Raw genomic sequence first — 21,180 nt, 5'->3', positions numbered from 1 at the left:
TGAAAATACTCCGATTCTTCCTTTTGCCGGGCAATTATTTCCATCAGCCACATTTAGCCCTCCCACCACCATTCCAGCAGATAGTACCAACCCGCTGTACTCAGCAGCGAAAGCAGTATCCCCACACCTACTGTATACCCTGCCAAAGTCGAATTCAATCTAAACTGTGAAGCCACTACATACGCCGTCACCATTGGCGCCATTGCCGATTCAAAAACCGTAACTTTAAAATACTCCTCCGGCATGTCAGCCACCCACCACAGCATCCCCAGCGCCACTGCCGGCACCACCACCAGCTTCACCATCAACGACCACCACAGCTCCCCCCACTGCCCAAACCGCTCTCCAAATGAAATCTGCAACGATACAGAAATCAGCGCCAAAGGCACCAGCGGAGCCGACAACTTTTCCATCAGAACCCCCCACCAGCCTGGCAAAATGTTCACCGGTAACAAAACCGCCAGCACAAAAGCAATAAACGGCGGAAAACTCACCACCCTTCGCACCAGATAGCCCACACTCACATGCCCCTCCGCATACCAAGTCGCGAAACCCACCCCAAGCAAGCTCAACACAAAAAAAGCCCCCTGATCGCTCAGCAGAGCCACCCGTATCGCATCGGCCCCATACCAGGTCTCCACCAGCGGAAATCCCACAAAACTCGTGTTACAAAGCCCCATCGTCAGCAGCATGGCACCCCGTGTAGCCGTATCCAACGGTTTCATCCTTCCAAACAACCACACCGCACCAAGCGCCACCCCAAATCCGACAAATTGCACCACAAACGGCCACACCACAGCCCCTGACCATTCGATGGCCGGCACATATCTGAAGGCCACCGCCGGAAGGGCCACATAGATGATAAAAGCATTCAATGCCCTGTGCCCATCCCTGGGAAAGTCCTTCACCCTCCTCAGTCCCTGCCCTATCAGCAGACACAATACAATTAAAACAAAATTTGCCAAAAGTCACCCGGTTAAAAACGGCCAAAATTACCTCCTCTAACCCCCACCACTCCATCATTTTTTTTTACGTGGGCGCCTCCCCCGGCCGCTTTTACACAGGCGGCCGGGGGCCGGTCTGCGGCTCCTATTCCCCTTGCGGATCGGGCGTGACACATCGGGCTGCGGTGGCTTGCTGCCGCTCCGCCTCCTCGCCCGTGTGCCACAGAACCCGCCCGCTACGGCTCATATCCGCCTCCGCCCTGGCGCAGGTTACAGGACGCCACCCGATAACCTAATCACCAGCTTCAAAATCCAATACCCAGCATTTCATTTACAGTACAGACATTCATCAGCACACATGGTTCTACGACTTTTCACACCTTCCTTTCCACCAACCCCATCAATCAATGCCATCCTGCACCTCAGGACCGTTTTGAGCTAGGGCAAACCCACACCAGCCGAAAAGTTCGCGCACAACGAATGAAAACAGGCAGCCAGCCGGTTTCCTTTCTGCCTGAATACGAAGAACACCACACAAAAAAACCGCCTTATTGTACAATGAGACGGCTTCCTTCACTGAAGTCAGAGCACAAGAGAGCAAGCAAAAGGGGAAAACTACTAATGAAACTGCTCTGACTCTGTAGATCCGGCCAATGCCAGGGTAGAGGCTACGCCACCTGTTATGGTATTCTGTACGGCATCGAAATAGCCAGTACCCACAAATGCCTGGTGTTTTACCGCCCTGTATCCAAAGGCTTCATTTTCAAATTCACGCTGCTGCAGGCGGCTGTAGGCAACCATCCCTTCCTCTTTATATGCCAGTGCCAGCTCAAACATGCTGTTGTTGAGCGCATGCCACCCGGCCAGGGTGATAAACTGAAACTTATACCCCATCTCCGCCAGTTCCTCGCGGAAGGTTCTCATCTGACGCTCGGTGAGTTTTGCCGCCCAGTTAAACGAAGGTGAGCAATTGTACGCCAGCAATTTACCCGGATACTTGCTGTGAATGCCCTCGGCAAACTGACGGGCTTCCTCCAGCGAAGGTTTGGAAGTTTCACACCAGATCAAATCAGCATACGGAGCATAAGCCAATCCACGAGCTATGGCCTGCTCTATGCCTTTGCGCACATAGTAAAATCCTTCCGAACTTCTCTCACCGGTCAAAAACGGCTGGTCTCTCGGATCTACATCACTTGTGAGCAAATTGGCCGCGTCTGCATCGGTACGGGCTATAATCACTGTAGGTACATCCAGCACATCAGCAGCCAGGCGGGCCGCCACCAATTTATTGATGGCCTCCTGTGTGGGAACGAGCACCTTGCCGCCCAAATGACCGCATTTTTTGGCTGAAGAAAGCTGATCTTCAAAATGCACACCAGAAGCCCCTGCTGCAATCATCGCTTTCATCAGCTCAAAAGCATTCAAATTACCTCCAAATCCAGCTTCGGCATCTGCTACGATCGGCACCAGCCAGTCGATGGATGTATCATCGTTCATCCAATAAATCTGATCGGTACGCAGCAGAGCATTGTTGATCCGGCGGACAAGCTCAGGTACACTGTTGACAGGATAAAGACTTTGGTCAGGGTACACTTCACCGGCTGTATTGTTGTCTCCGGCCACCTGCCATCCAGAGCAGTAGATAGCACGCAGGCCAGCCTGTACCTCCTGAATGGCCTGATTGCCTGTAAGAGCACCCAAGGCCGATACCACCGGCAGCGTATTGAGCTCTTTCCACAGTCGCTCGGCACCCCTGCGTGCCAGCGTGTATTCAAGTTTTACAGAGCCTCTGAGATTGACGACTTCTTCGGCTGTGTACGGGCGGGTAATACCAGCCCAGCGCTTATTGGTAGCCCAGTCTACTTTGAGGGCTTCCACGGCTTGATGTCTGTTCATAGTTTGGGGGGATTATTTGGGTTTGACATGGTTTGCTAAGGCAAGAATTCGTAAGCAGGCAGAGTTAAGAATTCGACAAATTCCTCTTCCAAAACCAATTGGTCCAGTATGCCTTCTGCCACCTTAAATCTTCCATTTTCAAAGCGATCATCTCCGAGTAGCTTTCGTATTTTCTGAAGTTCTTCACTTTTAAATTTTTGATACAAAAGCTCGTTGAAGGTGGTCCCCTCTTCTGTCACTACTTTATTTCTGAGCCACTGCCATAGCTGAGCCCTCGAAATTTCTGCAGTGGCCGCATCTTCCATCAGATTGTAGAGGGCGGCAGCACCAACCCCGTTTAGCCAGCTCTCTATATACAATAGGGCTACATTGATGTTGTGTCGTATACCTTTTTCGGTGACAACCAGCTTCGGAGGGCTCAGGAGCTCAGCAGCCGTAATCGTCTGTTCATCTGACCGACTTGAAATCTGATTTGGCCCTGGCATATATTGGTCAAATACTTCTCTGGCTACCGAAACCAGAGCCGGGTGAGCCACCCAGGTACCGTCATGACCGTTTTTTACCTCCCTGAGTTTGTCTTGCTTTACTTTTTCAAATGCGGCAATGTTTTCTTGATCTTTGCCCTTTACCGGAATGAAAGCCGACATGCCTCCCATGGCATGAACACCTCTTTTATGGCATACCTGCACTACATATCTGGAATACGCATCCATAAAAGGGGTTTCCATGGTTACAAGGGACCTATCCGGCAATACATACCCTTTGTGATTTCTCAGCTTTTTTATGTAGGAAAAAATATAATCCCACCGACCGCAGTTCAGCCCTGCAGAATGCTCGCGCAGTTCGTATATGATTTCATCGGCTTCAAAAGTCGCCAATATGGTCTCTATCAGCACGGTGGCCTTGATGGTGCCTTGTGGTATGCCCAAATACTTTTGTGAAAAAACAAATACATCATTCCACCACCGCGCCTCCAAATGGCTTTCCAATTTAGGAAGGTAGAAAAACGGCCCCAAACCGCTTTCAATTGCTTTGTGTGCATTGTGAAAAAAGTAAAAACCAAAATCAACCAGTGCGCCGGATGCATATTGACTGCCAAAGCGGATATGCTTTTCGGGAAGGTGAAGGCCCCGTGGCCTTACAAAAAGAACAGCCAACTCATCCTTGAGCTGATACACTTTACCCTCAGGAGATGTGTATTCAATTTGCCTGCGGACTGCATCGTAGAGATTGACCTGTCCCTCGCACACATTCGTCCATGTAGGTGAATTGGCATCCTCAAAATCGGCCATGAACACATTGGCTCCACTATTCAGAGCATTGATGATCATCTTTCTGTCCACCGGGCCGGTAATCTCCACTCTGCGATCGGCGATTACCTCTGGCACCGGAGCAGCTTTCCATCCGCCGTTTCGTACGGATTCAGTTTCCGGCAAAAAATCAGGCAATCTTCCCATGTCAATCTCTTTTTGCCGTTGAATTCTCAGGTTGAGCAATTCAAGCCTTCTTTCATTGAATTCCTTGTGAAGGGCTTCAACAAAGGCCATCGCTTCATCACTGAAAATACCCTCAGCACCGGAAGGTATCGGGGCTGAAATTCTGAGAAGTGAGGTTTTGTTTGTGATCATGTGTCTGGGCTTATTGTGAAGCAAAGATATAAGATAAATTTCATTTGCAGCGAATTTTCGCTATTAAAAAATTTTCGATTATCGCATTTTATTCGTGAAAAGTGTACTTTTTTCCGCCAAACATTACTTTTGTACCATGTACAAACTCACAGAAGACAAAATCCGCCTAATTTTTGGCTTTAAAGTCCGGCATCTCCGTTCCGAACAAAACCTCTCTCAACAGGAAATAGCCGATAAAAGCGGCCTTTCCGTCTCTTATATCAACGAAATAGAAAAAGGTAAAAAATTTCCAAAAGCCGATAAAATAGCCGAACTTGCAGAAGCTCTCGGCACATCCTACGATTATCTGGTCAGCACAAAGCTACCGCGGGCGTTGACCCCTTTAGTTGACATTTTCAATTCGGGAGTGCTCGATGAACTGCCCTTCGAACATTTCGGTATCGATTACCAGAAATTTGTGGAAATCATCACCCAATCCCCGGCCAAGGTAAGCGCCTTTATCTCCACCTACATCGATATAGCCAGAAACTACGACCTCAACAAGGAAAAATTCCTTTCAGCTGCCCTCCGCTCCTATCAGGAATTGCACGACAACTATTTTCCTCAGCTCGAAAAAGAAGCCGAACTCTGTGCCAGAAAATACAAAATACCACTCAATGAACCGGTTGACTGGACTTTCCTGAAGGAAATTCTCACCAAAGAATATGGCACCACAATCACTGAACTCCGCGAAAAAGACGACAACAATGCCCTACCCTATCTGAGAGCCTTATACTATCCGGAAAGAAGAGAACTGGCCATACATCCCGATTTACACCCCTATCAAAAAGCATTTATTCTGGCCAAAGAAATTGGCTACCATTGGCTCAAATTACCCCTCGATCAGCGCATTTACTATTACAAAGACTGGAGCAGTACCGAAAAATTTGATCAGGCATTGGTCAATTTTCAGGCCTCTTATTTTGCGGGTTCCCTTCTGCTCCCACTGCAATCCTTTTGCAGCGATGTGTCTTACTTTCTGGAATCAATGGAATTTCCTGGCCAGTTTCTCGAATCACTGCTCAAACGTTGGAATACATCCCCAGAAACCTTGATGTATCGCCTTACCAATGTGCTTCCGGGCCGGTTTGGGCTACAAAAAATTTTCTTTCTCCGTTTTAATCAGGATGGCAACAGGCAGAGCTTTCACCTCTCAAAGGAACTTCATCTCGGAAACAAGCACCAGCCTCATGGCAACGAAAGCGGTGAGCATTACTGCCGCCGGTGGATAAGCATCAACATCTTCAACCAACTCTCAGCCGAGAAGAAACAGGCCCTCGGTATTCAAAAGTCTTCTTACATCGACACCGGACTGCAGTACATCGTGCTCTCTTGGGCCAGACAAACCCTCATTCACCCTTTCAGCCGCACTTCCGTTAGCATAGGAATTGAAATCAACAACGAAGCCCGCAAAAAAATTAGATGGATCGATGACCCAGATATACCGGTCCGAGAAGTCAACATCACCTGCCAGCGCTGCCGACTTGAAGATTGCAGCGAGCGTGCAGCCGAGCCAAGAATTTACAAAAAACTTCAGGAAATTCAACGAGTAAAAGACCTTCTGAAATCCCAAGGACTCATCAAATGATTCTACATCACAATAAAAATAACAGCAAACCAGCCCCCAGCTTCAAGGTTCCTGCATGGATTCCGGTCACAATAAAACTGCTGGAAAAAGCCTTTCCAAAACTGGCTCTGAAACTGGCTCTGAAAATATTCTTCCGCCCCATCCCCTTCAAAACCCCACCTAAAGAGCTCAAATGGCAGCGCAAAGCCTCCGTAAAAACCCTCTATGCCGATGGATTGCCCTTTACCGTATACAGATGGAACAAAAAAGGCAAAAAAATATTGCTTGTACATGGATGGAGCGGACGCGGTACACAGTTCTACAAACTCATCAAAAAGTTGCTCGAAAAAGGCTATCAGCCCATAGCAATCGATGCCCCTGGACATGGCAGATTTCCTTCCAAATTTACCGACCTGGTTAAGTTTATTCAAGCTATAGAAGTTACTTCCGCCTCATATGGGCCCTTCTATGCAATGGTCGGGCATTCGTTGGGAGGAGTGGCCATAGCCAATGCAGCTCATGGAAAGGTTCACGCCTTGAAATTGGTGATCATCGCCTCCCCGGCTCGCATAAGCTATACCGTCCGCGATTTTTGTGTACGAATAGGTGCATCGAGTACAACTCAAACTGCACTCTACAAAAAACTAGAACAACTCTACGGGACCAAAATCCACCAATACTCCCTGGCAGAAGTAGTCAAAGGTCTTAGCATGCCCGGACTCATAATACACGATACCGATGATGAAGATGTATCCTATGCAGAGGCCATCGAAATCCACAATCACTGGCCGGGAAGCAGGCTTCACACAACGTCAGGCCTGGGACACAGACGAGTGCTGCGCGACAAGGCAGTGATAAAACGCATCTTGCGCTTTCTGGACAAAAATCCCGAACTAAAATCGCTCACTGACCAACAAATTCGCTATCTGATCCCCAAAAGAAAACAAGACGATTCAAATCCCAACAGCTAAAACCTAATCCATTGATCATTACGAAAACACCTTTCAGAATAAGTTTTGTAGGAGGTGGCACAGATTTGAGAACCTTTTACAGTCGCCGAAAAGGAGCAGTGCTTAGCGCCACCATTAACAAGTTCATGTACATCAGTAGCCACGACTTCTTCGAACCCAAAAAAATAAGAACCAAATACTCCATCACCGAAACCGTAGACCGAGTTGAAGAATTAAAGCATCCCATTCTTCGCACAGTACTTACCAAACTGCAGGTAAACGGCGGATTAGAAATCAGCAGTATTGCCGATGTGCCCGCAGGCACGGGCATGGGTTCCTCTTCCTCCTTTACCGTGGGTGTACTTCACAACCTGATGGTGCGAAAACAGCTGCCCGTCTCCAAAGAAATACTCGCCTCTACAGCCTGTGAAATAGAAATCGACATTCTGGGAGAACCCATTGGCAAGCAAGACCAATATGCTGCAGCGTATGGGGGTATAAACCTGATAGAATTCCACCCGGATGAAACCGTGCGGGTATCCCCCCTTTATCTAAAACCGCAAAACAGAAAAGCCCTGGAGGAACACCTGATGCTCTTCTATATAGGAAGTCAAAGAAGCGCTAGTGCCATCCTGGCCGAACAAAATAAAAACACTGCTATCCAACAAGAGAAATTCAATGCCCTCTGCTCAATGGCCGATATGGCTGAAGAGCTTTTTGATAAACTGATCCAGGGCGAAATTCTCGAAATGGGTACTTACCTTCACAGAAACTGGCTTCTAAAAAGACAATTGGCCGGAGGCATCACCAACGCTGTAATTGATGAAATTTACCAGACTGCTCTCTCGGCTGGAGCCATTGGGGGAAAACTGCTCGGCGCCGGGGGTGGCGGTTTTATGCTCTTCTTTGTTGAACCTGAGAAAAAAGCAACTGTAATGAGCAAGCTCTCCTCTCTGCGACACTTTCCCTTTCAGTTTGAAAATGAAGGTTCTAAGCTGATCTATTTCGGCGATTGACAGTCGCGATATCTTTTCCAACCCATCACCCAATTACCATAAAAAAACCCGGGCAGTTGCCCGGGTATAGCGTATTATTTGAATTTGTCAATCGGGACTATGAAGCCAAAAACTGCCTCAGAACATACTGCAAAATGCCCCCATGAGTGTAGTATTCAATTTCAATTTTTGAATCTAGGCGGCAGATGACTTCAAAGGTCTTCTCCTTGCTGGAATCGTCTTTGGCAATGACTTTTAAAATTTTTCCCGGCTCGAGACCTTCGCTTATGCCTGTAATGGTAAAGGTCTCTCGTCCCGTCAGCCCAAGGCTGTCAGCGTTTTGACCATCCAAAAACTGAAGCGGCATTACCCCCATACCCACCAAATTGGAGCGGTGGATGCGCTCATAGCTCTCTGCGATCACAGCTTTAATACCGAGCAAATAGGTGCCTTTGGCAGCCCAGTCACGCGATGAGCCGGAACCGTATTCCTTACCTGCAAGCACTATCAAAGGGGTGTTTTCAGCCTTGTACCTCATAGCAGTATCAAAGACCGTATCTTCAATGCCTGTAGGCAAGTGCACAGAATATCCTCCCTCGCGGGTTGCAATACGGTTTTTGATGCGTACATTGGCAAAAGTACCCCTTACCATCACTTCGTCATTACCACGTCTGGAACCATAGGAATTAAAATCCTTCTTTTCCACACCCTTAGAAAGCAGATATTTCCCTGCTGCAGAATCTTCTTTGAACGAACCTGCCGGGGATATATGATCTGTGGTAACACTGTCTCCCAGCCAAAGCAGTACTTTGGAGTTCACAATATCTGCAGGCCGGTCAGGGTTTTCTTTTAAGTCTTTGAAAAATGGTGCCTCTTTTATATATGTGGACGAAGGATCCCATCGGAAGGTCTTTCCTTCCGGAGCATCAAGGGCTTTCCACTGCTCATCCCCCTCAAATATGGTCGAATAACTACGCCTGAAATCCTCCGGGGTAATTACACTTGTCATGGTAGTTCGGATTTCATCTTCTGATGGCCAGATATCCTTGAGGTAAACAGGTTCCAGATTGGGGTCGTAACCAATAGGTTCGTTGTTTAAATCAATATCTACGCGGCCTGCTATGGCATAGGCTACTACCAGAATGGGTGACATCAGAAAATTCATCTTTACCTGGGGGTGCACGCGTGCCTCGAAATTTCTGTTGCCTGAGAGCACTGAGGCCACCACGAGGTTATTTTCATCGATGGCTTTGGCTACCGGAGCTGGGAGGGGACCAGAGTTTCCTATACATGAGGTACAGCCATATCCAACCACATGAAATCTAAGCGCTTCAAGGTCTTTCAGGAGTCCGGAGCGCTCTAGGTAGTCGGTCACTACTTTGGACCCAGGGGCCAGCGATGTCTTCACCCAGGGTTTTACATTCAGTCCTCTCTCACGGGCCTTTCTGGCTAAAATTCCCGCGCCGATCATGACAGATGGGTTAGAGGTATTGGTGCAGGATGTGATAGCTGCGATCACTACACTACCGTCGCCTATGAGTTCTGTCTCTGTTCCTATTTTAACGGCGACTGTTTTCATGGTCTTTACCTCTTCAGCTACTGCCACATCTGTACCTGCATACTCCTCTCGTTCATCGGATGGCAGATAGGTTCGGCCATAACCTGTCTCCAGCAAGTGAATGAATTTTTCCTTAAACTCTTTTAGCAGAATTTTGTCTTGTGGGCGTTTAGGGCCTGATACCGTTGGCTCAATAGTAGAAAGATCGAGCTCTATAAGCTGTGAATACTGTATAGTAGCCTGGTCATCGCGCCAGAGCATGTTGGACTTGCAATAATCTTCTACCAGTTTGATGGTTTCTTCGCTGCGGTTTGTAAGGCGCATATATTCCAGCGTGCGATCATCTATGGGAAAATAGGTAATCGTACAGCCAAACTCCGGAGACATATTGGAGATGGTGGCTCTGTCGGGAACTGTCAGATTGCTGAGCCCCGGACCAAAAACTTCTACAAATTTTCCAACTACTTTGTGCCGGCGCAGAAGTTCTGTGATGGTAAGCACCAAGTCTGTAGCAGTAGTACCGACTGGCAAAGCACCGGTTAGCTTAAGACCTACTACTTCTGGTGTAATAAAATAAATAGGCTGGCCAAGCAACGCAGCTTCAGCTTCAATGCCGCCCACACCCCAGGCTACTACACCAATGCCATTGACCATAGGGGTATGCGAATCTGTGCCGACTAAAGTATCCGGAAATGCGATACCATCCCTTACTGTGACTCCGGTGGCCAGATATTCCAGGTTTACTTGATGGCAGATTCCGCTTCCGGGAGGCACTACGGAAAAATTTTTAAAGGACTTCTGAGCCCATTTTAACAATTGATAGCGCTCTCGGTTTCGCTGATATTCCACCTCTACATTTTTCCGAAATGCGTAATTGGTACCGAAATAGTCTACAATTACCGAATGGTCGATGATAAGATCGACCGGTATTAGTGGATTGATGGAATCTGGGTCTTTTCCCCTGCGTGCAACTTCATCTCGTATGGAAGCAATGTCTACTACAGCAGGCACACCTGTGAAATCCTGCATGAGCACCCTGCCCGGTTTGAAGGGAATTTCCTGATTGGGAGGAACGGGTGCCCAGTTTAGGATGGTGCTGATGTTTTCGCGCGTAATGCCAAAATCATCGTAGTTTCTCAAGGCATTTTCCAGCAATATCCGTATGGAATATGGCAGATGTGAAACCTTGTAGCCCTGCTCTTCCAGTGCTTTAAGAGAGTAATATTTCACCTTTCCTGAGGAGGCATGCAACTCTCTGACTATACCAAAAATGTCATTGTTGCTCATGTATTTGGATTTTGGGGGGTTACTTATTAAGGTAGGCAGAATACATCCAGCTGAGCTTTTCCTGTTCGCGAATGTAGTCGCTCATCAGCGCATTAGTACCCTCGTCGTTTACTTCGTCCGAAAGTTCGAGGAGCTCTCTTTGCTGCGAAATGATGACCTTTAATGCTCCGAGAATACCCTCTACACACTGGTGACCATCGGTCACGTTTTCATCTATTTTCACGGTGGCATTTTTTATAATTGTGGGATAGGAATGATAGGGCGTATGACCAAGTGTCAGGATTCGTTCGGCTATTTCGTCAATTTTTACCAGCAGGTCATTGTATAGTTCCTCAAACTTCAGGTGGAGTTCAAAAAATTTATCACCCCTTATGTTCCAGTGATAGCCTCTTACATTCATGTAATAAACAGAGTAATTTGCCAGAAGTTTGTTGAGCTTTTCTGCTAATTCCTGAGATTTTTCTTTGTTCAATCCTATGATACTCAAATTGTTCATTGAATTATGGTTTTCTGCAAAATTACATTTCGAGCTAAGAGCTTACTATCGGCCCGGGCTATTTAGAATTGTTCTATCCTATTTGCCGCTATTGATGATTTTTTTGATCTCGTTGAGTTTTATCAGTGCTTCTATAGGGGTGATGGCATTCAGGTCGAGCATGTTAAGGGATTTTCGTATTTCTTCGAGCACCATATCTTCCATCTGAAAGAGGGATAGCTGTATTTCCCTGGGAATGCCTGTTGGTTTATTTTTCGAACGTTCTTCGAGTTTTTGCAGCATTTGCTTTGCATTTTGGACCACAATTGCAGGCAATCCGGCCATTTGGGCTACGTGAATCCCAAAGGAATGCTCACTGCCGCCGGGTATGAGTTTACGGAGAAAAACAATGTTGTTTTTTTCTTCTTTCACGCAGATTGAGAAGTTTTTTATCCTTTCATACTGACCTTCCATTTCATTCATTTCATGGTAATGAGTAGCAAAGAGGGTAAATGGTCTGCATGGATGATCGTGGAGATAGGCCGCTATTGACCAGGCTATGGAAATGCCATCGTACGTGCTGGTACCTCGTCCGATTTCATCCAACAAGATAAGGGAGCGTTCCGATACATTATTGAGAATCAAAGAAGTTTCAATCATTTCAACCATAAAGGTCGACTCTCCCTGCGAGATGTTATCTGAAGCTCCTACACGTACAAAAATCCGGTCCAAAGGAGTGAGTACTGCTTTTTCTGCCGGTACAAAGCTACCTACCTGTGCCATCAGGCAGATGAGTGCCGTTTGTCTGAGTAATGCTGATTTGCCCGACATGTTTGGTCCGGTTATCATCATTATCTGACAATCTTCCTTATTGAGCTTTAAGTCGTTGGGTATATAATCACGTCCTGGTGGAAGGCGATTTTCGATCACAGGATGCCGGCCTCCTTTGATGTCAATGACTGGATGATTGGTCATCTCTGGGCGAGTGTAGTTGTTTTCAATCGCCAACAGTGCCAGCGAAGCATAGCAATCGATTTCAGCCAAAGTCTTGGCTATTTGCTGCAATACGGGAATGTGACTGGTCAACTCTTCCAGGAGTTCGCTGTAAAGTCGCATTTCCAGAGCAAGGATTTTTTCTTCGGCATTCAGGATTTTATCCTCAAAAACCTTGAGCTCTTCGGTAATGTAGCGCTCTGCACTCACCAAGGTCTGCTTGCGAATCCAGTGCGCAGGAACGCGGTCCTTATGTGTATTGCGGACCTCCAGATAATAACCAAACACGTTGTTGTAAGCTACTTTTAAGTTTGGAATTCCGGTATTATCCGATTCTCTCTGCTGGAGGTTGAGCAGGAAGTCCTGAGCATTGGACCTTAGCGTTCTGAGTTCATCCAGTTCAGTGCTTACTCCTTGTTTTATAACATTCCCTTTATTGATGGCGACCGGTGCGTCTTCGTGTAATTTTTCATCCAGAAGATTTTTTATGGGTATGGTATCTGGAACTTTTGACCAAAATTTTGCTCCTACACCCTCTTGCTGATGCAGCAGTTGTCGAATTTCGTGACATAAACCCAAACTTCTGGAAAGTACTACCAATTCGCGGGGTGAAACTTTTTGCGCTGCAATTTTGGAAGTGACCCGCTCCAGATCCATCACTTGCGATAGTTTTTCTGACAGCTTCCTGAGAACATCTATTTTTTCCGTAAACCATTGGACAACTTCCAGGCGCGTATTTATTTTTTCAATGTTTTTGAGGGGTAGGGACAACCATCGTTTCAGCATACGGGAGCCCATAGGGCTACTGGTACAATCGAGTACCTCTACCAGGCTTGTCCCGTCCGGCGATATGGGACTGAAAATTTCCAGATTTCTGAGCGTGAAGCGATCAATCCAGAGGTGATTTTCATTTCCGATGCGTTGAATGGAGGCAATGTGCGAAAGGTCACGCTGCTGTGCTTCGCGCACGTAATGAAGCGCAGCTCCGGCTGCCAACAAGGCTTCCGGTGATTCGTGTAACCCAAAACCCTTAAGCGTGCTCACACCAAAGTGCCTGAGCAGTTGCTCCTCGGCATAGTTTCCTCTGTAGATCCAGTCGTCCAACCCAAAATGAAACCCTCCCAACGAAAGCAGTTGCTTCAAGCTTTCGGATGATTTCTTGGGGTATATTATTTCACCCGGTTTTGTAGCCGATACTATTTTTTCTACATCGGGAAGCTGTCCTTGAGTATAGTAAAATTCACCTGTGGAAATGTCAATCAGAGCCACGGCAGCATTGGGTTCGCGATACATTACAGAAGCAAGGAAATTATTGGATCGAGATGGCAACAAATGATCGCTGATGGCCAGTCCCGGTGTTACTAGTTCGGTGACACCTCTTTTGACAATTTTTTTGGCCAACTTCGGATCTTCCAACTGTTCGCAAACAGCCACCCGATACCCTGCACGCACCAATCGCGGTAAGTAGACTTCAAGGGAATGGTGAGGAAATCCCGCCAATTCTATATCGGCTGCAGCTCCGTTGGATCGCTTTGTCAATACAATATCAAGAGCTCGGGCTGTCTTTATAGCGTCATCGCCAAAAGTCTCATAGAAATCTCCCACCCGGAATAGCAAAATGGCATCAGGGTATTTTGCCTTAATGCTGTAATATTGCTTCATCAGTGGGGTATCTGCTCCTTTGCTCAATCTTCTGTCCTTTTTGTAGCTATGCAAAAAATTGCAAATCAAGACCTCGGAAGGCTCGATGTTGCCGCATTCAAAACTGCACCAAAAATACCGCTTACGGTAGTTTTAGACAGCGTCAGGAGTATGCACAATGTGGGTTCCATCTTTCGCACCTGCGATGCTTACAGGGTTGAGCACATCCTCCTGACCGGTACCACGCCGGTACCACCTCATCGCGAAATTCATAAGACGGCTCTGGGTGCTACAGAGTCCGTAAGCTGGAGCTATGAGCGCGATATACTTACGGCTTTAAACAATCTTAAATCAGACCACTACACCTTGATAGCCATCGAGCAAGCCACAGAAGCAATGACTCCCTCGCAAATTCCCAGGATATGCCAGCAGGCAGAAAAATTAGCCGTAATCTTTGGCCACGAAGTGATGGGAGTTAGCCAGGCAGTCATTGACTTGTGTCACTACTGCCTGGAGTTGCCTCAATACGGCACGAAACACTCACTGAACATCTCCGTTTGTGCAGGAATTGTTATTTACGAGCTTTTCAATCAGCTGAAAGACAGGATTTCTCTGTGACCTTATCTGTTCAAAGCGTATAAGATCAGCATCCACGCGTCTTTGGCACTAGAATCCTGGTCTGCCAGGAAATCTCTGGCCAGTTGCATAAGTTCCTGCTTTGAAAACTGTTCGATCTCTCTGTAGGCTGTATCTTTTCTAAGCGTTTGAACAAACAGCTTGGCTTCTTCCAAGGTGGGAATTACTTCTACATTGCCAAGGCGTCCTAGGTCATTGCCGCTGAATATTCCGCTTTTTTTCACCTCTTCGGGAATTGAATCTACCCCCACCCCCAGTTTCTCCAGGGGCTTCTCAATTTCAAACAAAGCTTCTCCACTGTTGCGCGAATACCAATTTCGCCCCAGGCGGGCCACCAGGTCGATTTTATGCTGGTCTATCAGCCCATCTGGTCCAAGGATATCGGGGGAGAGATGTACCAGCTTTACCTCACTGATGACTAAGTGACCCGCTCCGCCCTGGTGGCCCAGAGCTATAATGTCGTTGACTACACATTCAAACTGCACAGGCGATTCTTTCACCCTGAAGGGTTTTACCAATTCGGATTCTACAGGTGTGAAACCAGCTTTTACAAACTCATTGACACCAGTTGGATACTCTGATGAAGCAAGAGAAGTCTGCTGAACCATGGCATAGGTAACAACATTAATCACGACTTCCTTTGTTACTTTTACATTCTCAAGGGTGTCTTTGGTAGTGTTGTTTCTAACTCTGCGCGCCGGGGAAAACACCAGTATGGGTGGATTCGCACTGAATACATTGAAAAAGCTGAATGGACTCAGATTGGGATTGCCCTGAGCATCAACTGTGCTGGCTAGAGCTATAGGACGTGGAGCTACTGCATGCTGCAACAAACCTTGAAAGCGCGGAACCGGAATGTCTCCTGGTTTAATCTTTATCATATGAATGTTGTCTGAATTCGGGCGGCAAAGTACACTCCGTAAAACAATATAACTCAGTAAACAAAATTGCAGGACAAATGGATTTTTTCCATTAGCTTTGCAGACGTTTTTTGGAAAATCCAAAAGCGGATGTGGCGTAATTGGTAGCCGCGCCAGACTTAGGATCTGGTGCCGTGAGGCGTGGGGGTTCGAGTCCCTCCATCCGCACAAACCTCAAAACACCTCCTGAAAAAGAGGTGTTTTTTTTGTTGAGTGTCAAAAGCCAATGGCGCATCCCCTCTATATACTCCTGCTGATTGTCTCGTACTTTGGGATATTAATCTGGATATCATCAAAGAGAAAAAGATCTGACAATTTTCACTTTTTCACCGGTGGACGCAATGCGCAATGGTGGATGATTTCCATTGGAATGATTGGAGCATCGCTCTCGGGCGTCACTTTCATCTCCATACCCGGCTGGGTAAAAACCCAACAGATGGCCTACATGCAGATGGTTTTTGGCTACTTGGTCGGTTACGCCTTAATTGCCAGTGTATTGCTACCACTTTACTACAGAATCCGTCTTATTTCCATTTACCAATATCTCGATGAGCGGTTTGGCAAAGCTGGCTATAAGACCGGTGCCGCGTTTTTTATTTTTTCAAGGCTGTTTGGTGCAGGATTCCGGTTGTATCTGGTGGCATTAATACTTCATACCCTGGTCTTTGAACCTTTTGGCTTCCCTTTTTGGCTCACCGTATCGATCAGCATCGTTATGATTTACCTCTACACCTTCAAAGGTGGCATTGGAACCGTCATTTACACGGATGTGGTGCAAACCGTCTTTATGATCGGTACCCTGATTACTGCCATGTATTTTTTATGGCAACAGCTCAAAGGTGAAACTGAGGGTGGCCTATTTCAATTTATTACCTCAAACAGCATGTCCAAAATCTGGCACTTTGAAAATTTCCTATCCGACAGTAAGCATTTTATCAAGCAGTTTCTCAGCGGTGTTTTCATAGCACTCACCATGACCGGGCTCGACCAGGATATGATGCAAAAAAACCTGGCCTGCCGCAGCCTGCCTGAGGCTCAGAAAAACATGATGGTCTTCTCCTTTCTGCTCATTCCTGTGAATTTGCTATTTCTGTCGTTGGGCGTGCTCCTTTATGAATGGGCAGAAAGATTTGGAATTGATGCTGCCGGCGACGAACTATTTGCTGCGGTAGCCTTTAGCCCGAATGCCCCAGTGATTTTAGGTATATTGTTTATTGTTGGAATCATAGCTGCAGCTTACAGCAGTGCCGATAGCGCTCTTACTGCTCTTACTACCTCTTTTACTGTCGATGTGATGGGGATTTCTTTGGAAGACACACGGAAAAACCGCCAAATCCGAAAATTAACCCATCTGGGTTTTGCTCTTGCCCTTTTGCTGTTGATAGCGATTTTCAGGTACTTTGTAAGTCAAAGTGTAATCAATGAAATTTTTACTGTAGCTGGATTCACTTACGGGCCCCTGCTTGGGCTGTATGCTGTGGGCATGTTTACCCGATGGAATATCAAAGACCAATACATTCCGGTAGTTGCCGTGCTGGCTCCCGCTTTTACCTATATTCTAAAAGTCAATAGCGGGAAATGGTTCGGTTATACCTTCAGCTTTGAACTGATTGTAATCAACGGCCTTTTGATGGTTTTAGGGCTTTGGTTCATTCGAAAAAGGATTTTTTCTCACAATTAATTCATGTGTGAATGTATATTTGCAGCCCCTGCAAAAGGGAGGGCCTATAGCTCAGCTGGTCAGAGCACCTGACTCATAATCAGGGGGTCACAGGTTCAAGCCCTGTTGGGCCCACCATTGAAAATATAGGTTGCTTAAAGCAACCTTTTTTTGTATCAACATCTATCCTGGCCCACCTGGGCAAGTCCCTTCGTCCTTTTCAATTAGCCATTTCTTTTTTAATGAGATACATTTATCTTTAAAAACAATTCTATATCCTGAAGCTGTTAAACATAGGAATGAAAAACAGATTAAAACAGCTACTCCATTACCTGACCGAAGGACTTGTAGAACGGGAAGAAGCAGTTAAGCTCACCCTCCTGAGTGCAGTAGCCGGAGAGAGTATTTTTCTTTATGGTCCTCCTGGAGTAGGAAAAAGCCTTATAGCCAGAAGATTGAAACATGTTTTTTCCGATGGAAAATCGTTTGAGTACCTCATGACCAAGTTTAGTACACCGGAAGAGATTTTCGGCCCGATTTCCATCAAAAAACTCAAAGAAGAGGACAAATACGAGCGACTGACAGAGGAGTATCTTCCCGGTGCCAATGTGGTTTTTTTAGACGAAATCTGGAAATCAGGACCTGCTATACAAAATGCCTTGCTCACCATCCTCAACGAGCGCATCTATCGAAACGGCACCCAGGAAATACACGTCAATCTGCACGCCATCATTGGAGCAAGCAATGAACTGCCGCCCGAAGGTGAAAGCTATGGACCTCTTTGGGACAGATTTTTAATCCGCTACCAGGTTCACCCGGTAAAAAATGCGAGCGCATTTCTGAAACTTATTTCCGGAAATCAAAATTTGTATACTGACAACATTCCCCCTGACCTCAAAATATCGATCGAAGAGTTAAGGCAGTGGTCACAGATGGCTGATGAGGTGGAGATTCCTGATGAAGTGGCCACTGCCATCAGGGTGATTTATGAAAAACTGGAAGAAGTTAACAACCGACAGACTGAGATTCCCCCTTTCCAAATTTATGACCGACGCTGGAAAAAAATCGTGCGACTGATGAAAGTCTCCGCAGTATGTCATGGGCGCCGGGCCATTCATTTGAGCGATGTTTACCTGGCCGTACACTGCCTTTGGAACCATACCTCCCAGATTCCGATTTTGAGAAAAATCGTAAGCGAGACCATCCGCGAACACGGATACAACACGGCCATGAAGCTTTCACTTCTAACTGCTGAAATTCAGCGCTATGAAAATGAAATCCTATCAGAAACCAAATTAAAAGTCATCGACCTGACAGATGTGCCCCGTACAGTGCGTGATGAATTCTTTCCTCTGGAAAAATGCGATGACCTTCCTAGTGCCACCTACCTTAAAATAATTGATTTCAAAGCCCTATCGCCAGGAGAATTTCAAGTCATCAATTTTTACGACCAGGATTTAAAACTTGTCTACAGATTGCAAACATCCCTTGGCAATAGACCGTATACTATCAAAGTGCTCCACAACAGCAGAACATTAACTCTCGATATTCAGACCGTAAAACAGGAAGTTACCAGGTACGTTTACAAGGCGCCTCACCCGTTGGTAAAGGCTTATTGGGACGAGTGGGGCGAAAAACTCGAAAAATTTATCGATGAGCGATTTGAATGGCTTCAAAACAACATGCCTCGTGAACTTGATGACAATTCCGAACATCTTTTTGTAGATGAAAGTATATTGCATCTGATTTCTGAAAACTACACAAAAACCACCTCGAGGTTAGAACAGCTAAAGCTGAGGCTGGAAAAAGCACGGTTTCAATACAGCGCTCATACATCTGCTGAAAAAGTGCTATGAAATACACCGATGAATTGAAATTGTCCGATGAGGTAGAGGCCTTTGTAGAATTTGGTCAGGTACTCAATCGCCGGATGCGCGAGTACATAGCTTCATATCTTCTTCAGAAACTTCGGCTCCAATCGACCTGGAAACCTTCCGTTGAACTCAAAGAAAATTATGCTGCCGAGCTCAGACAACATCTCGACAAACTTTTCGAAAGGGAAGAAGTGCTGGCAGAACTGCAGCAGAACACTTTATTGTCGCGTAGAATTCTCTCTGAAATACTGTTTTTTTTCAGAAATGTAGCCAAAAAAACCCAAAAACAACATCCGTGGCAAGCAGAGCAGGCTACCCTCGAAGGTTGGACAGCCAGGCCTCTTCACATCCTCAGAAAACAATGGCCATACTTGCTAAGAGATATTCTCTCGACCGCAGAATTTGAGAGCCGCGATCTCGAATATCACCGCACCCGGCTCAAGGAACTAGAAAACCATCCGGATCATCATATCTTCAATCTGCTGATCGACGATTTGCTTTCCATATGGGATGCCGGATTACAGGTGCGCATCCTTCGCTGGCAAATCAGCCAAATCAAGGAACAGTATGAGGAACTCGCGCAAAACATCCAAAACAAAACTCTGGAAATAATTCGCGTCAAATCTATTTTGGGCAATTTTTCAGACTATCTGGAGCCGGAGTGGAATCTCAACAACTCTGTAATCAAAGAGGACGATTTTGAAATCCTAGACCGGTTTCACCAGTATTTGAAGGATGTCTCCTCCATACAGCAACTAGCCGACACTCTGGGCAGTCTAAGGGAAGCAGAGCTCGAAACCCTCGAAGAACGGTATGAAGTACAACTTACCACCTACAGTACTACCCGGGATCCCCATTACAGATCAGAAATATCGGGAATTACCTTAGGAAATTCCATACCACTCGCGCTGCCTCAGGAACTTAGCCTTCTCGACCAGGAAAAACTTGAATGGAATTTTCTGAAAAAATTCGCTGATAACCAATTGGTGCAACTTCACTACGACGACCAGCTAAGAGTAAAAGGTACGGAGCATACCTCCCAATCGCGTACTGTAACCCGAAAAAAGAAAAAAGGTCCTTTTATTGTCTGCGTGGATACCAGTGGCAGCATGGAGGGCGAACCCGAAAAAATCGCTAAAGTTCTTTGTTTCGCCATCGTGCGCATGGCATCCCACCAAGACAGAGCTGCATATCTGATAAATTTTTCCACCGGTATCAAAACAATTGATCTAAAAAACATTACTTCAGAACTCAGTGCACTTGTGGATTTCCTCAAAATGAGCTTCCGTGGAGGAACCGACATCTCGCTGGCACTCGATGAAGCATTGCGCCAACTTGAAACCAATCATTACAAAGATGCCGATGTACTGGTGATTTCAGATTTTATAATGTACAGAATATCGGAAGAAATCATGCAACGCATAGCGCGCCAACAACTCCATCAGGGTACAGCTTTTCACAGCCTCATTATTTCCAACGAAGCCAATGAAAGAGTCGTGGAGCGCTTTGACCATGTGTGGCTTTACAATACAGAAGAAAAAAATGTAGTGAAAAGAATTTATCGCGAAGCACTAAGCTCCCTGTAGGAAATGAGCTCTCCGGCTCTAGGGAGCGGGGCGTAAGCACGGATTGCACATCACATCGATGACGACAGCTTGAGTATGTTTTCCCTTTTTAAGCAGTACAACAAAATCTGGTGTTTTTCGCCATTGTTCGCATTGAGGTCCCTGCATTTCCACTTTGGTAGAAATTTTTTCGGAGATAAAAACCTCTGCTCTTCCTCTCCTGCCTTTGAGTACCAAAAGCCCTTTATCATTCACTTTTACCGGCTTGGGTCTGGAGTTGTCTTTTTTTACAAAAAACACTTCGCCGATTTCAGGTACTTGCTCAAACGTCAATCCCATACCAAATGCCCCACCGCATTCCCGCTTGTTCATCACTACGTTTACAGCTGTGTACGAGGATTGGCAGGAAACACAAGAAAGGGCAGCTATCAATGCAATAAAACTTCTTAATAGGTACATACCATTTTTTTCTGATAGGCAGTGTACATGCTTCCTTACTCAGGATTTTGAAAATTCAGTGATGAAAGCAATAAAACCGGCCTGTCTTCACAG

General features: G+C 46.3%; 15 protein-coding genes and 2 tRNA genes. 9 read left to right on the top strand and 8 right to left on the bottom strand.

Annotated elements, in window-relative coordinates; translation table 11 throughout:
- Window positions 1-53: 53 nt before the first annotated feature.
- From DES35_RS06120 to aceB, 3 genes are all read right to left on the bottom strand, one after another.
- On the bottom strand, window positions 54-965 hold the full coding sequence (locus tag DES35_RS06120; RefSeq protein WP_051889352.1) for an AEC family transporter: 912 nt from the start codon (window positions 963-965) through the stop codon (window positions 54-56).
- A 597-nt stretch (window positions 966-1,562) separates the two neighbouring features.
- Window positions 1,563-2,840: an isocitrate lyase gene (gene aceA / locus DES35_RS06115; protein ID WP_114366113.1), complete on the bottom strand. Its 1,278-nt coding sequence runs from the start codon at window positions 2,838-2,840 to the stop codon at window positions 1,563-1,565.
- 35 nt (window positions 2,841-2,875) lie between these two features.
- Complete coding sequence (gene aceB, locus DES35_RS06110) at window positions 2,876-4,468, bottom strand: malate synthase A (protein ID WP_114366112.1); 1,593 nt, start codon at window positions 4,466-4,468, stop codon at window positions 2,876-2,878.
- 136 nt (window positions 4,469-4,604) lie between these two features.
- Between aceB and DES35_RS06105 the strand changes: the two genes are divergently transcribed.
- Genes DES35_RS06105 through DES35_RS06095 form a run of 3 tightly spaced genes read left to right on the top strand, consistent with a single transcriptional unit; the run spans window position 4,605 to window position 8,040 of the window.
- Window positions 4,605-6,095 (top strand): helix-turn-helix domain-containing protein, encoded by a 1,491-nt coding sequence (locus DES35_RS06105; protein ID WP_114366111.1) that lies wholly within the window; start codon window positions 4,605-4,607, stop codon window positions 6,093-6,095.
- On the top strand, window positions 6,092-7,045 hold the full coding sequence (locus tag DES35_RS06100) for an alpha/beta fold hydrolase (protein ID WP_037359443.1): 954 nt from the start codon (window positions 6,092-6,094) through the stop codon (window positions 7,043-7,045). The genes DES35_RS06105 and DES35_RS06100 overlap by 4 nt, the downstream gene beginning before the upstream one ends.
- A gap of 11 nt (window positions 7,046-7,056) precedes the next feature.
- A complete protein-coding gene (locus DES35_RS06095) occupies window positions 7,057-8,040 on the top strand; it encodes a GHMP family kinase ATP-binding protein (protein ID WP_037359440.1) in 984 nt (327 codons plus the stop codon).
- A gap of 97 nt (window positions 8,041-8,137) precedes the next feature.
- On the opposite strand, the gene acnA is transcribed toward DES35_RS06095, so the two are convergent.
- The 3 genes from acnA to mutS all read right to left on the bottom strand — a co-directional run bounded on the left by acnA (window position 8,138) and on the right by mutS (window position 13,994).
- Window positions 8,138-10,864, bottom strand: a complete 2,727-nt coding sequence (acnA, locus tag DES35_RS06090) for an aconitate hydratase AcnA (protein ID WP_037359437.1) — start codon at window positions 10,862-10,864, stop codon at window positions 8,138-8,140.
- Window positions 10,865-10,883: 19 nt separating this feature from the next.
- Entirely contained in the window at window positions 10,884-11,360 is a 477-nt protein-coding gene (locus DES35_RS06085) for a Dps family protein (RefSeq protein WP_114366110.1), read from the bottom strand.
- Window positions 11,361-11,438: 78 nt separating this feature from the next.
- Window positions 11,439-13,994 (bottom strand): DNA mismatch repair protein MutS, encoded by a 2,556-nt coding sequence (mutS, locus tag DES35_RS06080; protein WP_051889357.1) that lies wholly within the window; start codon window positions 13,992-13,994, stop codon window positions 11,439-11,441.
- Window positions 13,995-14,042: 48 nt separating this feature from the next.
- On the opposite strand from mutS, the gene DES35_RS06075 reads away from it, so the two are divergent.
- On the top strand, window positions 14,043-14,591 hold the full coding sequence (locus DES35_RS06075) for an RNA methyltransferase (protein ID WP_037359431.1): 549 nt from the start codon (window positions 14,043-14,045) through the stop codon (window positions 14,589-14,591).
- 2 nt (window positions 14,592-14,593) lie between these two features.
- Here DES35_RS06075 and DES35_RS06070 read toward each other — a convergent pair whose 3' ends face one another.
- Window positions 14,594-15,490, bottom strand: a complete 897-nt coding sequence (locus DES35_RS06070) for a flavin reductase family protein (RefSeq protein WP_037359428.1) — start codon at window positions 15,488-15,490, stop codon at window positions 14,594-14,596.
- Between the two features lie 125 nt (window positions 15,491-15,615).
- Between DES35_RS06070 and DES35_RS06065 the strand changes: the two genes are divergently transcribed.
- The 5 genes from DES35_RS06065 (at window position 15,616) to DES35_RS06045 (ending at window position 20,649) form a co-directional block, all read left to right on the top strand.
- Window positions 15,616-15,697: transfer RNA gene (locus tag DES35_RS06065), tRNA-Leu, on the top strand.
- Between the two features lie 58 nt (window positions 15,698-15,755).
- On the top strand, window positions 15,756-17,210 hold the full coding sequence (locus DES35_RS06060; protein WP_037359425.1) for a sodium:solute symporter: 1,455 nt from the start codon (window positions 15,756-15,758) through the stop codon (window positions 17,208-17,210).
- A 40-nt stretch (window positions 17,211-17,250) separates the two neighbouring features.
- Window positions 17,251-17,327 (top strand) — tRNA-Ile (locus tag DES35_RS06055).
- Window positions 17,328-17,488: 161 nt separating this feature from the next.
- Window positions 17,489-19,045: an AAA family ATPase gene (locus tag DES35_RS06050; RefSeq protein WP_114366109.1), complete on the top strand. Its 1,557-nt coding sequence runs from the start codon at window positions 17,489-17,491 to the stop codon at window positions 19,043-19,045.
- Window positions 19,042-20,649 (top strand): VWA domain-containing protein, encoded by a 1,608-nt coding sequence (locus tag DES35_RS06045; protein ID WP_051889351.1) that lies wholly within the window; start codon window positions 19,042-19,044, stop codon window positions 20,647-20,649. Before DES35_RS06050 ends, DES35_RS06045 begins: the two co-directional genes overlap by 4 nt.
- An 18-nt stretch (window positions 20,650-20,667) precedes the next feature.
- Here DES35_RS06045 and DES35_RS06040 read toward each other — a convergent pair whose 3' ends face one another.
- Window positions 20,668-21,087, bottom strand: a complete 420-nt coding sequence (locus DES35_RS06040; protein WP_125039402.1) for a hypothetical protein — start codon at window positions 21,085-21,087, stop codon at window positions 20,668-20,670.
- Window positions 21,088-21,180 lie beyond the last annotated feature (93 nt).

The sequence above is a fragment of the Schleiferia thermophila genome (assembly GCF_003337435.1).
GTDB lineage: Bacteria > Bacteroidota > Bacteroidia > Flavobacteriales > Schleiferiaceae > Schleiferia > Schleiferia thermophila.
The sequence above is the reverse complement of the archived record's forward strand: the minus strand, read 5'-3'. Positions and strand labels throughout refer to the sequence as shown.

Excerpts from the sequence above, each read along its gene's own strand:
- aceA (WP_114366113.1), bottom strand. The coding sequence starts at position 2,840 with ATGAACAGACATCAAGCCGTGGAAGCCCTCAAAGTAGACTGGGCTACC.
- aceB (WP_114366112.1), bottom strand. The coding sequence starts at position 4,468 with ATGATCACAAACAAAACCTCACTTCTCAGAATTTCAGCCCCGATACCT.
- DES35_RS06105 (WP_114366111.1), top strand. The coding sequence starts at position 4,605 with ATGTACAAACTCACAGAAGACAAAATCCGCCTAATTTTTGGCTTTAAA.
- DES35_RS06100 (WP_037359443.1), top strand. The coding sequence starts at position 6,092 with ATGATTCTACATCACAATAAAAATAACAGCAAACCAGCCCCCAGCTTC.
- acnA (WP_037359437.1), bottom strand. The coding sequence starts at position 10,864 with ATGAGCAACAATGACATTTTTGGTATAGTCAGAGAGTTGCATGCCTCC.
- DES35_RS06085 (WP_114366110.1), bottom strand. The coding sequence starts at position 11,360 with ATGAACAATTTGAGTATCATAGGATTGAACAAAGAAAAATCTCAGGAA.
- mutS (WP_051889357.1), bottom strand. The coding sequence starts at position 13,994 with ATGAAGCAATATTACAGCATTAAGGCAAAATACCCTGATGCCATTTTG.
- DES35_RS06075 (WP_037359431.1), top strand. The coding sequence starts at position 14,043 with ATGCAAAAAATTGCAAATCAAGACCTCGGAAGGCTCGATGTTGCCGCA.
- DES35_RS06070 (WP_037359428.1), bottom strand. The coding sequence starts at position 15,490 with ATGATAAAGATTAAACCAGGAGACATTCCGGTTCCGCGCTTTCAAGGT.
- DES35_RS06060 (WP_037359425.1), top strand. The coding sequence starts at position 15,756 with ATGGCGCATCCCCTCTATATACTCCTGCTGATTGTCTCGTACTTTGGG.
- DES35_RS06050 (WP_114366109.1), top strand. The coding sequence starts at position 17,489 with ATGAAAAACAGATTAAAACAGCTACTCCATTACCTGACCGAAGGACTT.
- DES35_RS06045 (WP_051889351.1), top strand. The coding sequence starts at position 19,042 with ATGAAATACACCGATGAATTGAAATTGTCCGATGAGGTAGAGGCCTTT.
- DES35_RS06040 (WP_125039402.1), bottom strand. The coding sequence starts at position 21,087 with ATGTACCTATTAAGAAGTTTTATTGCATTGATAGCTGCCCTTTCTTGT.